This window comes from Hyphobacterium sp. CCMP332, from assembly GCF_014323565.1.
GTDB lineage: Bacteria > Pseudomonadota > Alphaproteobacteria > Caulobacterales > Maricaulaceae > Hyphobacterium.
Window position 1 is genome coordinate 1,934,548 of record NZ_CP058669.1, and the last position, 17,355, is coordinate 1,951,902.

Genomic DNA, 17,355 nt, shown 5'->3' on the forward strand with positions numbered 1-17,355 from the left:
ATTGACCGGGAGCCTAGTCGCTCGCGAGCACGGTCTCGATCGGATCGTGTTCCGCCACGAAATGCCCGGGCGAGACTTCTTCAAGCTGCGGCCGATATTGTTCGACCCCCGCCTTGTCCACCAGCCTGGATTTGAGGAAGCGCAATTGCGCACGCGGGTCCATCGGAGACGGTAAATCGCCCTCAAGCTTCAGGCGCTCGCGCGATTTTTCCACGGCAGGGTCCGGAATGGGAACGGCGGAGATCAGTGCCTGCGTATAGGGATGCCGGGCATCGTCATAAATCGCCTTGCGGTCGGCCAACTCCACGACCCGGCCAAGATACAGCACCATGACGCGATGCGAGACTTCCCGCACGACCGAGAGATCGTGCGAAATGAAGATCATCGACAAATCCATCTCTTTTTGAAGGTCGATCAGCAATTTGATGATCTGCGCCTGAATGGACACATCCAGCGCCGACACCGCCTCGTCGCAAATCACCAGCTTCGGGCTCAGTATCATGGCGCGGGCAATGCCCACGCGCTGGTTCTGACCGCCGGACAATTCGTGCGGATAGCGATTGATCATGTCGGGATCGAGTCCAACCTTTTCCATCATCGCACGCACGCGGTCCTGCCTCTGGGAGCGATTGAGGCGAGTTTCATAGGTGAGCAGCGGTTCGGCAATCGAAGCGCCGACTGTCATGCGTGGATCAAGGGACGCCAGAGGGTCTTGGAAAACGATCTGCAAATCCCGGCGCGTCTTGCGCAAACTTCCCTTGCTGATGGAGGTCAGATCCCGGCCCAGCCACGCGACGGAGCCCGCCGTCGTCGGCACCAGCTGCAGAACGGCGCGGGCCAGCGTCGATTTTCCGCAGCCGGATTCACCCACGACGCCGAGGGTTTCGCCTTTGCGAAGATCGAAACTCACGCCATCAACGGCTTTCAGCGGCCTGCGTTTGGGAAACAGGCCACCCCCGACCGTGATCGGAAAATGGACTTTGACGTCATCGACGGTGAGCATCGGCTCCGAGCCCTTGATCTCCGTATAGGATGGCAAGGCGACATGTCCCAGCTTGTCTGGCTGGTCGATGCGCGGCATCGCGTCCAGCAGCATCCGGGTGTATTCGTTTTCCGGCTTGTGAAAAATCTGGTCGACAGGGCCGCTTTCAACATAGACGCCGTGGCGCATCACCTCGACGCGATCTGCCATCCGCGCGACGACACCCATATCGTGCGTGATAAGCGCAATCGCAGCGCCGGTTTCCCGTTTCAGATCATCCATGATGTCGAGAACCTGAGCCTGAACGGTCACGTCCAGAGCTGTGGTCGGCTCATCCGCAATCAGAAGGTCAGGCTCGCAAAGCATGGACATGGCGATCATCACGCGCTGACGCATTCCGCCGGATAATTCATGCGGATATTGCTTTAACCGGCTTTTGGCTTCCGGAATCCGGACCCGCTCCAGCCAGTCGAGCGCGCGCTGGTCCGCAGCAGCGCCCTGGAGGCGCATGTGCTTTTTCAGAACTTCGCGCATCTGATCGCCAACGCGCATGTGCGGCGTCAGCGATGTCAACGGATCCTGGAAAATCATCGTCATCGACTTGCCGCGGATATTGTTGAGTTTCCCCGGCCGCAGATTGAGTATTTCTGTCCCGCGATACTTGATCGACCCGGTCGCGCGGCCATTCGTGGCGAGCAATCCCATCGCCGACAGAAAAGTCTGGCTCTTGCCCGATCCCGACTCGCCCACAACGGCGAGACATTCACCCGGATTGATATGAAGATTGATCCCCTTTACGGCCTCGACGGCACCGTCCGGTGTCGAGAAGGTAATGGCCAGATCTTCAACCGAGAGAATGGGGCTGGAACCAGTGCTGGGCTGTTGTGTCACGCGGGGTCATCCTTGGTTTGGCCAACGCTGCGAGGATAAAGCCCGCGACCGTTTTGGCCAGCCTTCACATCAGGCGGGTAACAGCAATGCGAATAAGGTTACGAATTGGTGGGGATTTCGTATCCTGCGCTGCGATTCGGGAGTCTGCATGTCGATAGATCAGGATTTTCATTCCGGCGTTCTCGAGGCCCTCTATCAGCACACGACCCATGCCGTCGTTGTCGTTGGCAAAGACAGGCGCGTGCAATTCGTCAATCCCGGCTTTACGAAAATGTTCGGCTATGAGCCGGGTGAAGTCATCGGACACACGACGGAAGGTCTCTATCGCGACACAGCCCAGTTTCAGGAAATCGCCACCGAACTCGCCAAGCTGGGCGGTCAGCCACCTGACGACATTTACTATGCGCTTTACAGATCGAAATCAGGGCATGAAATCATCGGCGAAACCAAAGCCGCCGTTTTTGCAGACAAGCAGGGCAATCCCTCAGGCTTCATCGGTATCATCCGGGACATCACCGAAACGGTCTACCGCACCGGGCTGGCAGAAGAGACCGAACAATTATTCCGGGACGCCCTGGAATCCGTTCATGACACAGCGTGGCGGATGGATCTGGTGACGAATGAGATCGAACTGGCAGGCCCGGCCGCAGCGGATATTTTCGGCATCAAGGAGAAAAAGGGTCGGCTGTCTCTGGACGAATGGAAGCAGCGCCTCACCGACGACGGCGTCGTCGCCTGCAAGCGGTTTATGCAGGATCTTTTGAACACGGGACATGCCCAGACCTTTCTGACATTCCAGCAACCGGACGGGGCTTTGATTTTTACAAGGGACACCGGGCGCGTGATCAGACGGGCACCCGATGGAACGCCCCTTGTGGCCGCGGGAACATTTGCCGACATCACCGAGCGCAAAGCGCTCGAAGAAAAGTCGACCGAGACCGAACAGTATCTCGATTCCGCTTTGGAAGCGGCGGATCTGGCGGCCTGGCGGTTTGATCTGGTTGGGAATACCTGCCGTTTGAGCGGTCCCCTCGCGCGACTCGTCAATCTGAAGTCGGAAAACGAAGAATTCACCGGGGCCTATTGGTGTTCATTGCTACACCGGGATGATGTGGGCGAAGTTATTCGGCAAACCGCTGCGATGGCCGAAGGCCGTTCGAATTCCTGTGACGTGCTATACCGCCTCAAGGACAAGGCCGGACAATGGCGCTGGATCCGCTCCATCGGCGGTGTGACAAGTCGGTCAGATGACGGCCTGGGGCTCGTGGCGAACGGCATCATCAAGGATGAAACGGAGACAGTTGCCCTGCGCAAAAATCTTGAAGCCGAGCGCAATCGCTTCGAGACGATTTTCCGCAACACGCCGGCCATGCTGCATCAGATCGATGAAAACGGTGTTGTCAGAGACGTCAGCGCCTATTGGCTCAGTCATATGGGCTATGATCGTGACGAGGTTATAGGAAAACCTGCCAGCACCTTTCTAACCGAAGAGTCACAGATTTATGCCGAAAATCATGCCTTGCCTGACTTCATGAAGAATGGGCGGGCAAAAAATGTGGCCCTGGAGTTCCGGAAAAAAAACGGTGAGGTGATAGACGGGCTGATGAACGCCTATCTTGAGACCCGGTCGGGCACTGGCGAGCGGGTTGGCTACGGTGTGATTACAGATGTCACCCAGCTGAGGCGTGCCTATCGCGACCTTGAGCGATCCAATCGGGAGCTGGACCGTTTTGCGACCATTGCGTCTCATGACTTGCAGGAGCCCTTGCGCAAGATCACCGCTTTTGCCGGTATTCTGGCCAGCCGGCATGCCGCCAAACTCGATCCTGACGGGATCCAGTATCTCGACTACCTGTCCGATGCCGCCGCGCGAATGCAGAGACTGATCGACGACGTTCTGGAATATTCACAACTTGAAATCCGGCCAATGAAGCCGGAACGGCTGTCTCTCAACGCGCTCATCACGGACATAAAAACGCGTTTGTCGACGTCCATAAGTCAGACAGGCACAACGATCTCTGTCTCGGGAAGCGACGCCATTCTGGCAGACCGGTTTCTGTTAAACCAGATACTCCAGAACCTTGTTTCCAACAGTATCAAATATCACGCGGATCAGCCGCCGGACATTCGTATCCGTATGCTTGATGAGCCGGGCGGATGGACGATTTCGGTCAGCGACAACGGTATAGGGTTTGATCCCAAATTCGCCAGCCAGGTTTTCGAACCCTTCCGGCGCTTGCATCCGCGCGGCGAATACGAGGGTGCCGGAATTGGCCTCGCAATCGTTCGCCAGGCCGTTGACCGGCAAAACGGCCGGATATCCGTGGATACCCGGCCGCAGAATGGCTCGACATTCACAATCTATCTGCCGCGTCATTCAGCGCAGCAAAACGTCGCCTAGTTCCGGACCGGAACTGGCGCGGGCAGGAATTGCGGCGCGATCTTCAGATCCCTGGCCAGCTTCAGCTTGTTCATGATCAACAATGCGGTGCCGTTGTAGTCGACAATGCGGTTCCAGATGCCCCGCTTGGGCAAATGCAGGGCACTGCGAGGGAATTCATGGTGATGACCATGAAGCGCCTCGCCGCCGGTCAGGAAGGCCAGCACATAATCAAACCATTTCGGTGTATTCAGATGGCCGAATACGTTCACGCCGAGCGTGGTTGCATGGAATTGAAGCCCCCGCCCGATAACCAGTGAGGCGTGGAGAATAGCAATCAGGATCAGCGGGCCACCCAGCGCCCAGGTGATCGCATAGGCTGCCAGCGGCACCATCAGGTGGGCGATCAGATAGAGCCACAGAAAATGCTTGTCGTGAAACCGCACAACCGAATAACGCTCCAGCCAACGTGCCGTAGGGCGCTCCAGATCCGCCTCATCACGCCACATCAGCCAGCCAACCCACGCCCAGAGCTTGCTCTCATGCGGATTGTGCGGGTCGCCAGCGCGGTCCGCCCAGTGATGATGCTGGGTGTGATAATTCACCCAGTCCTTCATGCGTCCCTGCATCGCAATGATACAATTGATCATCACCATGATTTGCGCCGGCACGGCGAGTTGTCCCGCGCGATGTTGAAGAACCCGATGGAGCGGACCAATGCCCATATTACAGATGAAGACGGCCGCAGCGATGGTCGCGATGGCCAGGGGTGCATACCACCAGTAAACGGCAACGCCCTCCAGAGCGAGGCCGGCAATGACCGCTACCAACAGGGCCGTGATACCTAGTACCGGATATATGATGGCAGAAAAGACGCTGGCCCAATCCAGCGTGCGCCAGTTCTTCAGGATCGCTTCGGAACGCGCGATGATTGATTCATCAGGTGTCATGCACTTTACCTTCCAGACATGTATAGCGTGAGTGTCACGCCGTTCAGTAATGTGGCGCAGAATGAGAGAACTTCAATAAATCTGGCAAGTCCGCCTGAATTGTCCGTAAACGCACTACAGCTATAAAACGCGACTTGGAATTGCAGTTTTTCAACATTCAATTTTGGCGAATTCGTCCGACCTCGGATCGAATGCGGTCGGAAACCTCTACAGCACTGTGTTTTTGTGAAAATTGAATCAGTTGTTCAATTTCCGGCCATGCCAGACGGCTGCCTGCGTTCGGTTTCACTTTTTGCAGCCCGTCCATCGCTGAAATCAGCTTTTCGCCAGAATCGATCAGCGCCTCGCGAATCTTTTCGCCCGGCCGCAAGCCGGTGACTTCGATTTCGATTTCCGATTCCATACCCGCAGGCGCGCAAAGTTCGATCAGCCTCTGTGCCATATCCATGATTTTGACCGGCTCGCCCATATCCAGAACATAGACCGCCGGCTCGCCACCATTCTTGGCCGCTTCCAGCGTGGCATGCAGCACCAGCTGGACGGCTTCGGGGACCGTCATGAAATATCGCTCCATATCCGGATGCGTGATGGTCACCGGCCCCCCGGCCTCGATCTGGGAACGGAAAATCGGCACGACAGAACCATTGGACCCCAGCACATTGCCGAACCGGACAACGCCAAACCGCGTCACGCCTTCGGCTTCGTCAGCCATCTTGTGCACGACCGCTTCGGCCAGGCGTTTGGCGCCGCCCATGACATTGACAGGCTCCACGGCCTTGTCGGTCGAGATCAGCACCATTTGCGCAACGTCGAACTCGCGCGCCGCCCTCGCGACATTGGCCGTTCCCAGCACATTGGTTTCCACGGCCTGCCGGGGGTGGTCCTCCATCAGCGAGACATGTTTCAGCGCGGCGGCATGAAAAATCACCTCCGGCCGCGTCGCGCCCACGGCCTCGCGAATAGCTTCGCCATCACGGATATCCCGCAACATCGTCCGGCGTTTCACGGAGGTGAAGCGTTCGGAGATTTCACGATCAATATCGAAGAGCGGCGTCTCGGCGAGATCCAGCATCACCAGCTCGGAACATCCCAACGCCGCCGCCTGACGGCAGAGCTCTGCGCCGATTGTACCGCCAGCGCCCGTGACCATGACACGGCGACCCCGAAAACCGGTCCGAAGGGGCTCCACCGGCAAGTTGACCTGTGGCCGTGACAACAGATCTTCCAGCTTCAATTTGCGCAGCCGGAAACGGCGATGATCGCTTTCCGACAATTCCGCTGTCCGCGGCAGGGTGAGGATACGGAAGTCGCGTTTTCGAAGCCGCGCAATCGCGGCCCGGTCAATACCTTTCAGAGACGTCGGTGACGCGGTGAAGACGAGGGCGAGGTCGCTTTCCGTGCCATCCGTTTGTGCGTCGGCGATGGCTTCCAGAACCCGGGTGCTGCCAAGCACCCGAATCCCGCGTATGCCCTGCCCGGACAGGCTATCCTCGTCCAGAACAATACCCACAGGTTCATAGCCGAAATCCGCGCGGTCGATCACCTCACGAAGCGCCGCGTCCACGTCCGACGGCGTGCCGATCAGGATCATGCGGGGCTTGCCGGCATGCATCGGTTTCGCCGGGAAAGGCGAAAGCAATTCCGACAATCGCTGTTCCCGGGCGGCCCGCACAGCGGTGCGGACCAGCATCATGCCACCGGTCGCCAGCATCCATGTGAAACCGTAAAACTCCCCCGGTCCCATGGCCTGGCGGAAAAGCAGGTAATTGATGGCGGCCAGTCCCAGCGTTGCAAACAGCGCTACCTGGACAATGCGCAGAAGATCAGGCGGGGAGACATAACGCCAAGAATGACGATAAACCCGCGCCGGCAACTGGGCGATAACAATCAGGGCCGCATACAGAAATCCGTTCGCCAGCCAGGCCCAGAAGCCGCCCGCCGGCAGACCACCCGCTGATGCGAGAAACCAGCCGCCCGCAAATGCCCCGAGCGCAATCAGGACATCAATCAGCAACTTGGTTGTTATGGTCAGCAATAGAGTCCCCGCTCCAGCGATTTGTATGAGGAGTTCATCTTATAGGGATTGTGGCGCTCGCATGCGCGAATTTTTGCAGCCCGTCAGAATGGATTCAACGTATAGCCCGCTTGTTGTAATTGCGCGTGTACCGTCATGGCCGACAGCGCCATCGTGACACCCGGCAGCAGATCGTCGGCCCCGACCTCGTAATAGATTGCCGACTGGCCACACACATAGATATCAACGTTATGCGCCAGAAGTGCCGCGATGAGCTCCGCGTTGGCGGCCGACTGACCGCCCGCGACATCGGCGACATCACGCACGGCGCGGCCGTGAATGACCACGCCAATATGGATGTTATCCGGATCCACGCCAGCACGGCCATGCATGTTGATGAAGCGCGCCGCCGACACCAGCGTCCGGTTCAATTCACCCTCTTCGGCAGGCGTGGACGTGTCGAACACGACCCGGAATTCGGCGTCAGCGGGGATGGCCTGCGCGCCGGGGACCAACGCATTCGGCCCGAAGCCCTCGATAACCGGCCCCGTCGAGAACACCTCTTGAGCCAATGTCGGCGAGGCCCCGGCAAGGAGTAATCCGCCCGCAAGGACCATCATGACAGCATGTGGATATCTCATTCACCGGCCTCCCAGTCTTTGGCAATGGATCTCGAGGCCAGCAGGAAAAGACCTGCCGCCGGAATGATCATCGTGGCAATGATCAAAATGGCATAGCGCAAAGCCTCATCACCATAGGCTTCACGCAAGTAGTCGCTGAGCGCGCCGACAGCTGGCGGCCCCATGCCAAGCCCTATGACATTGATGATGAAAAGCAAAATCGCTGGTGCCATGGCACGCATGGACGGCTTCACCAGATTCTGCGCCACCGCCCAGACCGGCCCGTACCACATCGACCCCAGGGCACTGGCGATTCCCAACAGCAGGAAGGCGATCCAGGTGGGCGGGATGGACAGCGACACAAAGTAGATGGGCAGCGAGATCAACAAGGCTGCGCCGGGAATGGCCACATAGGCTCCCAGCCATTTGCCCGAGAATTTGTCCGTCAGATACCCCCCGGCCAGCGTGCCGACAAAACCGCCGCCGCCAATCACGAAGGAATAGGGAATGGCCGCATTGGCCAGCGCATCCTGAAGCGAAAGCGTCGGATCATGAAGAAACGCTTCGCGGATAAAGTAGCTGAGCAACCAGGGAAACAGGCCATATCCGACCAGAGACGCGATCGCGGCAGCAAAGGCCAGATACCAGAAAGAGGATTTCTTCGACAGGGCGCGAACCACGTCTCCCAGCGATGCCCGCGATCCATCCTGTGCGGCTCCATCAAACCGTCCGCGGACCGGCTCCTTGACCGTCAATTTGACAAGGATGGCCAGAAGCACGCCCGGAATGCCGATCAACAGGAAGGTGACGCGCCAGGCCACATCCGCGCCAATGGCGGCCAGAAATTCGGGCGCACCATTTTCTGCATAATAATCGGCGATCCAGCGGTAAACGATCGCCGTTAGCAGAATGCCGAGGACGGATCCGATCGGAATTCCCAGAGAGTAGACCGACAAGGCCCCGGCGCGTTTGCGGGGCGGGACGTAGTCGGAAATCAGTGAATGCGCCGGCGGCGAACATCCCGCCTCGCCAATCCCCACGCCGACGCGCATCAGGAAGAGCATCCAGTAGGAATTCACGAGGCCGAAGAGAGCCGTGAACGCGCTCCAGACCGCCAGTGCGATGGAGATAATCGAGACCCGGTTCCAGCGATCCGCCAGATAAGCAATGGGCAGCCCCAGAACGGCATAGAGCAGTGCGAAGGCAGGGCCAGTCAACAGTCCGAGTTGCAAGTCCGACAGGTCAAAATGCGCCTTGATCGGCTCCTGCATGACCGCAACAATCTGCCGGTCGATGAAATTGAATGTGTAAACCACGAACAATGCCAGAATAACGTAATTGGCATAGCCCGACCCCTGCGGGCGCGCTGCCCCCGCTGCCGCTTGATCTGTCATCTGCTCTCCCCTGACCCGCACCTTTTTCCGGAGCGTAGTGTTAGCCGGGACTTTAGACCAAGCCATCTGCGAGGCAAATTATTCCGTCTTAGCGCACGTTTTTCCTTCATCCAGAGCCAGAAAACACCTTCCCGCCGCAGCCGGAATGTCAGGGTTTCCGCGCCGAAAAAAGACATAAGTAATTGAAATAAATAGTCTTCAATAGACCTATGCAATTGTCACAAAAATCCACTTTTAGTCCGTATTCAAATCGTTTACAAAAATATGACAAACACGTGACGGTTAAATAACGATCCTGACACAAACGGGGAGAACACTATGAAAAAGACAATTCTTGCTCTGGCCGCAGCGGGCGCATTGGCCGCTCCGGCTTTCGGGGCCGGTGACATCTTCCAGTTTGCCGCCGAAACGTCTGATCTCGAAAACACGCAAAGCGTATCTCAGCTATACGAGCGGCTGGATATGGCCGTAATGGAATACTGCGCAGACCTGGTCGATGAGCCGCAGCTGGACGCTTGCCACACGCAGGTTCTCGACGCCGTGGTCGCGCAATTCAACAGCGCCGATCTTATGGCCAGGCATGAACGGGCAACCGGCGCATCAGACAATGTTGAACTGGCCGCCCGGGATGATGGCGTCTGATAGAGACCGTCGTAACGCGAAATAGCGCGGCCGGGTTCTGAATTCTCCCGGCGCGGCGGAACATTCTTTCCTGTCAGTCATTATAATTGTTTGAAACACCCGGCCCTTCGCCGGGTGTTTTCATGTGATGCATTGCCCTTTGCCAACAAATTCTAGCCACACATTCTCTCTACTGACTGCAGCCCATCGAACCGCGGCGACTTCCCCGGTTGAAAGTGTTTAACTGGAACCGAAGAGCAAACCGGGCAACGAATGTACAGACTGGCGCTGATAGTTCTTGTGACGTTGGCATCCTCAGCTCATGGCGAGGAGCCTCTGGCGCGCGTGCAAGGCGTTGAGAACGCCGTGCTGGAAGCCGGCATCTACGAAATTCTCGGCACCAGAAAAGCGGATCCGGAAGACGAAATCGCCATACGCCGCGACCTGCGCACCGCCGAGGATCGGGTCGACCGCTATCTGCGGGCCCGGGGCTATTATGCGGCCAGCATAGATGCCGACATCGGCGAAGATGGCCGCCCTGTTCTGACAATCGAATCCGGCCCCGCTTTCTCGATCGGGCGTATTTCGGTGGAGACCGGAAACCGGGAAGCCGACATGACGGCGCGCATGGCTGTAGAGCCCCCCGAGGACAATATACTCACCGCACAATGGGTGCTCGCGGCCGAAGCGGCCGCTCAGGCCGCGCTCGAAAATTCCGGCTGGCCGGAGGCCGAAACCCTGCCACGCGAGGTGATTGTTGATCATGCCAGCACAAGCGGCGATGTCCGCTTTCTGATCGAGCCGGGCCCGTTCACGCGTTATGGCGGAACACGGCTTCAGACCGAGGGCTGGCGGCCGGGATTCATCCGGCGCCTGACAACACTGGAAGAAGGTGTGCCCGTTCGGCTCGAGGCCATACAGGCTTTCGAACGCCGCCTTGAGGGATTGTCCAGTGTTCGGGAAGCCCGCATCATCCTGGCCGATATGGCTGATGGCGAGATGACCCGTGCGCTGGACGTCGCCCTCACGCCTGCGCCCCGCCACGCGATCGAAACCACGATCAGCCTTTCCACCACAGAAGGCGCCGGCACCAGCCTCGCCTGGTCACGGCGCAATCTTTATGGCGGCGACGAAACATTGACGTTCACTGCTGAGCTGGCGTCCCTGGTTCAGTCGCTGGACGCCGAAATGAGCCTTCCTTACTGGCAGCGTATTGATCAGCGACTGATCCTCAACACCGGGTTGAAATCAGAAGATACCGATGCATTCCAGCAGAACGAATTTACCGCTGGCGTCACACTGTTTCGGGAAATGCGCGAAGATCTGGATGTGCGCATCGGCGCGCTGGTTGATATTTCCCGTGTCACCGATGCGTCAGGCGAGCGGGATATCCATTCGCTTCGTCTCACATCCGCGATCGCCCTGGATCAGCGCGATGACCCTCTGGACCCGCAATCAGGCGTTCAGGCCGCGTTGATCGTCAATCCTGGCATCAGCTTCGGCGATGCCGAAGCCACCTATCTGCAGACCGAAATCCGGACCAGCGCCTATTATCCGGTCTCGAACCATTTCACGGCCGCTGCCCGTATACGCCTGGGCGCGATTGTCGGCGCGAGCGCCATCAATCTTGCAGCGGACCAGCGCTTCTATGCCGGCGGGGGCGGCTCGGCGCGCGGTTATGAATACCAGTCGCTGTCACCCATTGGCGCGGACGGTGCGCCGGCCGGCGGCCTTTCAGTATCGGAGCTGAATGCCGAACTGCGCTGGCGGGGCGAAGGCCGCTGGGGCGCCGTCGCCTTTGTTGACACGGCCTTTGCCGGCGCCAGCCGCACGCCGGAATTTGACAATCTGCGGACAGGCGTCGGCATGGGCCTTCGGTATTATCTCGACTTCGCCCCTGTACGTTTTGATGTTGCGACACCTCTGGATCGCCGTTCGGGCGAAGACCCGATCCATGTATACATCAGCATCGGACAAGCCTTTTGATCCTGTCTGAACGCCTTCTCCTCCGGCGCTGGTTGATCCGTTTGGCCATCACGCTCGGCGTCCTTGCCGCGCTCTTGCTGGGCGCGCTCTGGGCCGCAACGGGTCCGGCCGGACGCTGGGCGGTCATGCATTTTGGCGATGATCGCGAGCTGGCGCGCGGGCTGGTCCTCGAGATTGACGGACTGAGCGGCAATGTCCTCCATCGGCCGCGCATCGAACGCCTGACCATTCTTGATACCGAAGGCACTTTTCTGACCCTCGAAAATGTGGCGGTGGATTGGAATGGACTGGCGCTGCTGGGTGGCGACATTGATATTGCAAGGATCGAAGCGGCCCGCATTGATGTCTTTCGCAGACCGGCGCTCGCGCCATCAACGGGCGGGGGCGGAAGCCTGCCATCGCTGCGGATTGGCGCGATCAACATCCCCCGCCTTTCGCTCGGCGAAGCGGTTCTGGGCGATGCCACGACATTCTCCGTAGAAGGACAGGGCCGCGTCCGGGATAGCGGCCGCCTCACACTGCATATCATGCGGACTGACGTGACCGGCGATCATATGTCCGGCGAGGTGGTCTGGTCGGAAGCGGGCGCGATCGACGGGCAGGCATCGGCTTTCATTTCCGGGTCCGGCCCCATCGGGACAATGCTGACACTTGACGGGCGCGATGCAGAAATCTCCGGATCGCTCAGCGGGAATATCGATACGGGAAATGGCCAACTGACATTCATCCTGGCCGGACAAAACGCCGCCGAAGCCGAATTCGACTGGCAGGACGGCCGGTGGTCAACGCGCATCGATGTCGATGGCAGCGTTCTGGAAACCATCCGTGCCCTGCCCTTCGATCCCCGGGCGCGGATCGAGGCGGAAGGAACGCTGTCGCCGATTCGGCCTGTTCGGATCGATGCAGACGGTCAGGGTTGGGAACTCGACATCGCCCCGGACGGGCCACAACGCATCACCGCCAATATCGCGCTCACACAACCTACCTGGCAGGCTCTCGCAGGCGACAATGTCAGGATTGAACAGACACAATGGGCGGGCACAATAGATTATTCGACCGGCATAACGGCCGACGGCATTCTGGAGCTGAATTCAATCCGCGCCGGGCAGACAACGATCGACGCCCTTGGCGGCTCGCTGCTCTTCACGCGGATCGATGGCCAGAATTCCATTTTTGCCGATCTGACAGCGACCCGGATCACATTGCCCGGCAACACACCGGTGGCCACTTTGCCATGGGCGGGGCTCGCCATCGAAGCGCGGCAGGACGATGGCGTCTACGTCTTCGACGCCCTCAGCCTGACCTCCGACATTGCTGAACTGACCGGTGACGTTCAACTCGATAGTGATGGATATGTGCTCAACGGCGATGCCCGGCTGACCGTGCTGGACATCGGTGCCCTGACCGGCATGGCCTCCGGCAGGGCGGTTGCGGACATGCGTATTCAAAGCCTGTCCAGAGAGGGCGCCGTTCTGCAGGCCGACCTCAATGGTGACAATATTCAATGGCGCGATGAAACGCTTTCAACGCTCCTGGCACAGGCCAACGCGTCGGCCCGGCTTGAAAGTGATTTTTCCAGCTGGCGCATGGACGGCCTGACGCTGGACAGCAATGCCATTGCGCTTCGTGGCGAGGCGGCGGGCGAAAACCGGAACTGGTCCACCGCACTGGATGCGGCGGTCAATGCCGACCTGTCCATCCGCGACGTGATCATTGGCGGTGGAGCCGCCATCGCGCTGCAAGCGCAGGGAGAAGGCCTGGATGCAACCGGGGAGGCCGTGATTTCGACTCCGCGTCTGGAAGTGGCTGGCCGGTCATTATCCGAGCCGCGCATTGGCCTTGATTTCACCTACACGCCCGAACAGCAGACCGCCGACTGGCAGCTGGAAACGCTGTCCGACTATGGGCAGGTTCAGGCAATCGGAACCCTAGAACGCGATCCGGCAGGCATAAATCTCGTCATCGATCAGGGACAGATCGATTCCTACGTGTTCAGTGGCAGTGCCAACAGCAATGCCGAGGGATTCGCCGCCGAGCTGAATGCGCGTGACTGGACCTTGCCGAATGGTGCCTTGTCACGCCTCGACGTGACCGCTTCAAACCGCACCGGCACACTCTCCATCACAACACGGGCAGCCGGCGAGTTTCAGGAGCCGTTCAGCCTGACGGCGCAGACGACCGTCAACGACGGTGACGTATCCACGGAGCTGACCGCTGACTGGGCCGGAATTCCGGTCTCCACTACCAATCCGATTGTCTATCGATTTGGCGGCGAGAATCCGTCTCTGACAGGTGGCCTGAACACGGGTGGCGGCGAGACCCGGATCAACTGGACCGCAGGGGAAGAATTGCGGCTTCGCATCACCGATCTTCCAGCGAGCCTCCTCGCAACCGCTGCCGCCCTGCCGCAAATGGATGGCATTATCGATCTCGACCTCGCCCTTCGTTACGCCGAAAACCGGTGGGGTGGAACGATAGAGGCAGGCGCACGCGAGTTTCAGGTCGGCGAGATTCGCCTGGGCAGCGCCTTGAATATCGCGCTCTCGGGAGCGTTGAACGATAATCTGGACCTGACACTGACCGTGACAGGTGATGATCTGTCGGGCCGGGTGGTCGTACAACGTGAGGGCCGGATTACCGATCTTCGGCAACTCACAAGTGACGCGCCTCTGACGGGCCGGGTCGAAATGGCCGGCGCAGTCGAACCGCTACTCGCACTCATCATGCCCGATTCCCGCCAGCTTGCCGGACAGTTGAACGCAGATCTGGTGGTCTCGGGCAGCGTCCTCCGGCCTGAATTGCAGGGTGAAACCGGGATTTCAAATGGCCGCTATGTTTCCCAGGAGCTGGGGGTCTCCGTGGAAAACGTAAATGCCATGGCGATCTGGGAGAATAATCGCCTGCGCATCGAGCGTTTCACCGCGGCCGGGCCGCGCGGCGGCGAACTGACCGTTTCGGGTGAAGGCGGGCTCGGTGAGAATGGCTGGGACGCCTCTGTCCATGCAGAATTCAGAAACTTCAACGCCGTCCGGCGGCCAGACCTGTCGGTTATTGTTTCGGGTCATTCAGATGCAGATATCTCACTGGAGGGAATCGGCATCACGGGCGACATCACGGTCGAACGCATCGAAGCGCGGCCGCCCGAAGCCTCGGCACCGTCATTCGCGGAAATCGATGTTACCGAGATCAATCATCCAGAAGGCAGCAATGGACAACGTGCCGCGCGAATACCCGTGACGCTGGATGTTCACATTCGGGCCGACGACAGTATTTTTGTGTCGGGCGAGCCGTTTTCGACCGAATGGCGGGGCGATTGGCACGTCACGGGCAGCCCATCAGCGCTCAACATCAATGGCGATGCCGTACTTCTTTACGGTCGCGCCTTCCTGCTCAATCGTGCCTTTCGCATTGAAGAGGGCGTCGTCTCCCTGTCGGGCGATGTGCGTACGGCCGAGATCAATCTTCTGGCCCGGCATCAACGCGAAGGCCTCACCGTCAATACGCGGATTTCAGGTCCCGTCTCGTCACCGGCGCTGAGCCTCTCCAGCCAACCAGCCTTGCCTGAGGACGAAATTCTGGCACGGCTGCTATTCGATCGGAATTCGGGACAGCTCAGCCCGCTGGAAACCGCAACCATTGCCGCTCAGCTCTCCGGCCAGAACCTGTTCGGCATCGTCGGCGGGCTGAGGCGCGCGGCCGGGCTCGACAGACTCGATTTTGCCGCCGGTGAGAATGGCGAGATCGTCGTCACCGGCGGCCGCCAGTTGACGGACGATGTTTATCTGGAAGTTGAAAGCAGCGGCTCGGCTCTATCTTCTGCGCGACTGGAATGGACGCTGACACCGGACGTCTCGCTGCTCTCGCGCCTGACCGGCGACACCCAAGCCTCCATTGCCCTGCGCTGGCGCACCGAATACTAGGATTTGAGCCGGAAACGCTGGATTTTTCCGGTCTGTGTTTTCGGCAAGGCATCGGTGAAGTGAATAGCGCGCGGATATTTGTAAGGCGCAATCGTCAGCTTGACGAAGTCCTGCAATTCCTTCGCCATCTCGTCGCCCGCCAGAAGGGGCTGTTTCAGAACAATATGGGCGGCCACAATCGTCCCGCGGTCCTCGCACGCCTGCCCCACGACCGCGCATTCTGCGACGGCATCATGCATCAACAGCGCCTGCTCCACTTCCGGTCCGGCAATGTTGTAGCCTGACGCGACAATCAGATCATCCGCGCGGCTGACATACCAGAAATAGCCATCCGGGTCGCGGCGATAGAGATCTCCGGTAATATTCCAGCCGTCCTGCACATAGATTTTTTGCCGGTCATCCGCGAGATAGAGGCAACCGGTCGGGCCACGGACCGCCAGCTTGCCAATCTCGCCATCCGGCACCGGCCGGCCATCTTCACCGATGACCTTCGCGTCATAGCCCGGCACGGCCTGCCCTGTCGCGCCGGGCCGAATTTTCCGTCCTGTCGCCGAAATGAAAATATGGATCATTTCCGTGGCACCGATTCCGTCCACCAGACTGACACCCGTCGCGTCTTTCCACGCCCGCCATGTAGCTTCTGGCAGATGCTCCCCCGCCGACACGCCGCCTTTGAGCGAGGACAGGTCATAGGCATCCTTCAAACCAATCATCGCGCGATAACCGGTCGGTGCGGTGAAAGTGTGCGTCACGCCAAAGCGCTGGATCGTCTCGCACAATGCCTCGAATCCCGGCCGGGAGGCGAGCGCGACCGCAATACCGGCGCGGGCCGGAAAGACCACGAAGGCGCCGAGCCCGAAGGTGAACGCAAAGGGCGGCGTGCCGGCATAGATATCGCCCGGCGCTGGCGCGAGCATCGCGCCGAAGGTGTCGGCCATCGCCAGCACGGACCGGTGGAAATGGGCGCACGCCTTGGGCTCGCCCGTCGTTCCCGACGTAAAGGCCAGAAGCGCGACGTCATCAGCTGCGGTATCGCAGGCACGGAACTCGTCTGGCTTGCCTGCCATGAGGCGCACAACGTCTTCACCTTCACCGGTGAGCGCAATGCGCTTCAGGCCCGAATTTTGCGCCATCGAGTTTTCGACCGCTTCCTTCAACGGCGCGGCACACAGAGCCAGTCGGATTTTGGCTTTGCGGACAATCTTTGTGATTTCAGGCTCGCGCAGCAACGGCATGGTCATCACCGCAATGCCGCCGGCTTTCAGAACACCATACCAGGCCACCATCATGTCGATGGAATTGGGGCCGTGGATCAGCACCCGCTCGCCACTGACCAGATCGAGATCGTCCACAAGCACATGGGCCAGCCGGTTCGCCTCGACCGCCAGCTCGGCATAGGTGAGCGTCCGCGCTTCGGAATAGACCGCCGCCCGGTCGCCCCAACCCTTTTCAATCGCGCCATCGAGTAATTCGGCGGCGGCATTCAGGCGTTTTGGGTATTGAACCGACGGACGATCAAACCGGAAGTCCGGCCAGTCGGATTCATCCGGCAGGCTGTCTCGCGCAAAACCATCCGCATAGCCTGAAGGCTCCATCG

Annotated in this window: 10 protein-coding genes; 4 read left to right on the plus strand and 6 right to left on the minus strand. The window is 59.3% G+C overall.

All coding sequences use genetic code 11. The features are described from left to right. Positions 1-13: 13 nt before the first annotated feature. Positions 14-1,873 carry an ABC transporter ATP-binding protein gene (locus tag HXX25_RS14085; protein WP_187165748.1) on the minus strand — a complete coding sequence of 620 codons (1,860 nt, stop codon included), beginning with the start codon at positions 1,871-1,873 and terminating at the stop codon, positions 14-16. Positions 1,874-2,021: 148 nt separating this feature from the next. Between HXX25_RS14085 and HXX25_RS09830 the strand changes: the two genes are divergently transcribed. Continuing rightward, positions 2,022-4,274 (plus strand): PAS domain S-box protein, encoded by a 2,253-nt coding sequence (locus HXX25_RS09830; protein WP_187165749.1) that lies wholly within the window; start codon positions 2,022-2,024, stop codon positions 4,272-4,274. Here HXX25_RS09830 and HXX25_RS09835 read toward each other — a convergent pair. The 4 genes from HXX25_RS09835 to HXX25_RS09850 all read right to left on the minus strand — a co-directional run bounded on the left by HXX25_RS09835 (position 4,271) and on the right by HXX25_RS09850 (position 9,231). Continuing rightward, positions 4,271-5,203 (minus strand): acyl-CoA desaturase, encoded by a 933-nt coding sequence (locus HXX25_RS09835; protein ID WP_187165750.1) that lies wholly within the window; start codon positions 5,201-5,203, stop codon positions 4,271-4,273. The two genes, HXX25_RS09830 and HXX25_RS09835, sit on opposite strands and share 4 nt — an antisense overlap. Positions 5,204-5,360: 157 nt before the next feature. Beyond that, positions 5,361-7,238, minus strand: coding sequence for a nucleoside-diphosphate sugar epimerase/dehydratase (locus HXX25_RS09840; RefSeq protein WP_187165751.1), 1,878 nt, complete (start codon positions 7,236-7,238; stop codon positions 5,361-5,363). 83 nt (positions 7,239-7,321) lie between these two features. Next, positions 7,322-7,858 carry a DsrE family protein gene (locus tag HXX25_RS09845; RefSeq protein WP_233346632.1) on the minus strand — a complete coding sequence of 179 codons (537 nt, stop codon included), beginning with the start codon at positions 7,856-7,858 and terminating at the stop codon, positions 7,322-7,324. Beyond that, a complete protein-coding gene (locus tag HXX25_RS09850; protein WP_187165752.1) occupies positions 7,855-9,231 on the minus strand; it encodes an MFS transporter in 1,377 nt (458 codons plus the stop codon). Before HXX25_RS09850 ends, HXX25_RS09845 begins: the two co-directional genes overlap by 4 nt. Before the next feature lie 318 nt (positions 9,232-9,549). On the opposite strand from HXX25_RS09850, the gene HXX25_RS09855 reads away from it, so the two are divergent. The 3 genes from HXX25_RS09855 to HXX25_RS09865 all read left to right on the plus strand — a co-directional run bounded on the left by HXX25_RS09855 (position 9,550) and on the right by HXX25_RS09865 (position 15,758). After that, on the plus strand, positions 9,550-9,873 hold the full coding sequence (locus HXX25_RS09855; protein WP_187165753.1) for a UrcA family protein: 324 nt from the start codon (positions 9,550-9,552) through the stop codon (positions 9,871-9,873). Between the two features lie 252 nt (positions 9,874-10,125). After that, a complete protein-coding gene (locus HXX25_RS09860) occupies positions 10,126-11,838 on the plus strand; it encodes an autotransporter assembly complex family protein (protein WP_187165754.1) in 1,713 nt (570 codons plus the stop codon). Beyond that, a complete protein-coding gene (locus HXX25_RS09865) occupies positions 11,835-15,758 on the plus strand; it encodes a translocation/assembly module TamB domain-containing protein (protein ID WP_187165755.1) in 3,924 nt (1,307 codons plus the stop codon). The genes HXX25_RS09860 and HXX25_RS09865 overlap by 4 nt, the downstream gene beginning before the upstream one ends. On the opposite strand, the gene HXX25_RS09870 is transcribed toward HXX25_RS09865, so the two are convergent. Then, positions 15,755-17,353: an AMP-binding protein gene (locus tag HXX25_RS09870; protein WP_187167813.1), complete on the minus strand. Its 1,599-nt coding sequence runs from the start codon at positions 17,351-17,353 to the stop codon at positions 15,755-15,757. The genes HXX25_RS09865 and HXX25_RS09870 overlap by 4 nt on opposite strands. Positions 17,354-17,355: the final 2 nt, after the last annotated feature.

Coding starts and splice junctions, on each gene's coding strand:
- HXX25_RS09855 (WP_187165753.1), top strand. CDS start 9,550: ATGAAAAAGACAATTCTTGCTCTGGCCGCAGCGGGCGCATTGGCCGCT.
- HXX25_RS09870 (WP_187167813.1), bottom strand. CDS start 17,353: ATGGAGCCTTCAGGCTATGCGGATGGTTTTGCGCGAGACAGCCTGCCG.
- HXX25_RS09845 (WP_233346632.1), bottom strand. CDS start 7,858: ATGAGATATCCACATGCTGTCATGATGGTCCTTGCGGGCGGATTACTC.
- HXX25_RS09830 (WP_187165749.1), top strand. CDS start 2,022: ATGTCGATAGATCAGGATTTTCATTCCGGCGTTCTCGAGGCCCTCTAT.
- HXX25_RS09835 (WP_187165750.1), bottom strand. CDS start 5,203: ATGACACCTGATGAATCAATCATCGCGCGTTCCGAAGCGATCCTGAAG.
- HXX25_RS09860 (WP_187165754.1), top strand. CDS start 10,126: ATGTACAGACTGGCGCTGATAGTTCTTGTGACGTTGGCATCCTCAGCT.
- HXX25_RS09850 (WP_187165752.1), bottom strand. CDS start 9,231: ATGACAGATCAAGCGGCAGCGGGGGCAGCGCGCCCGCAGGGGTCGGGC.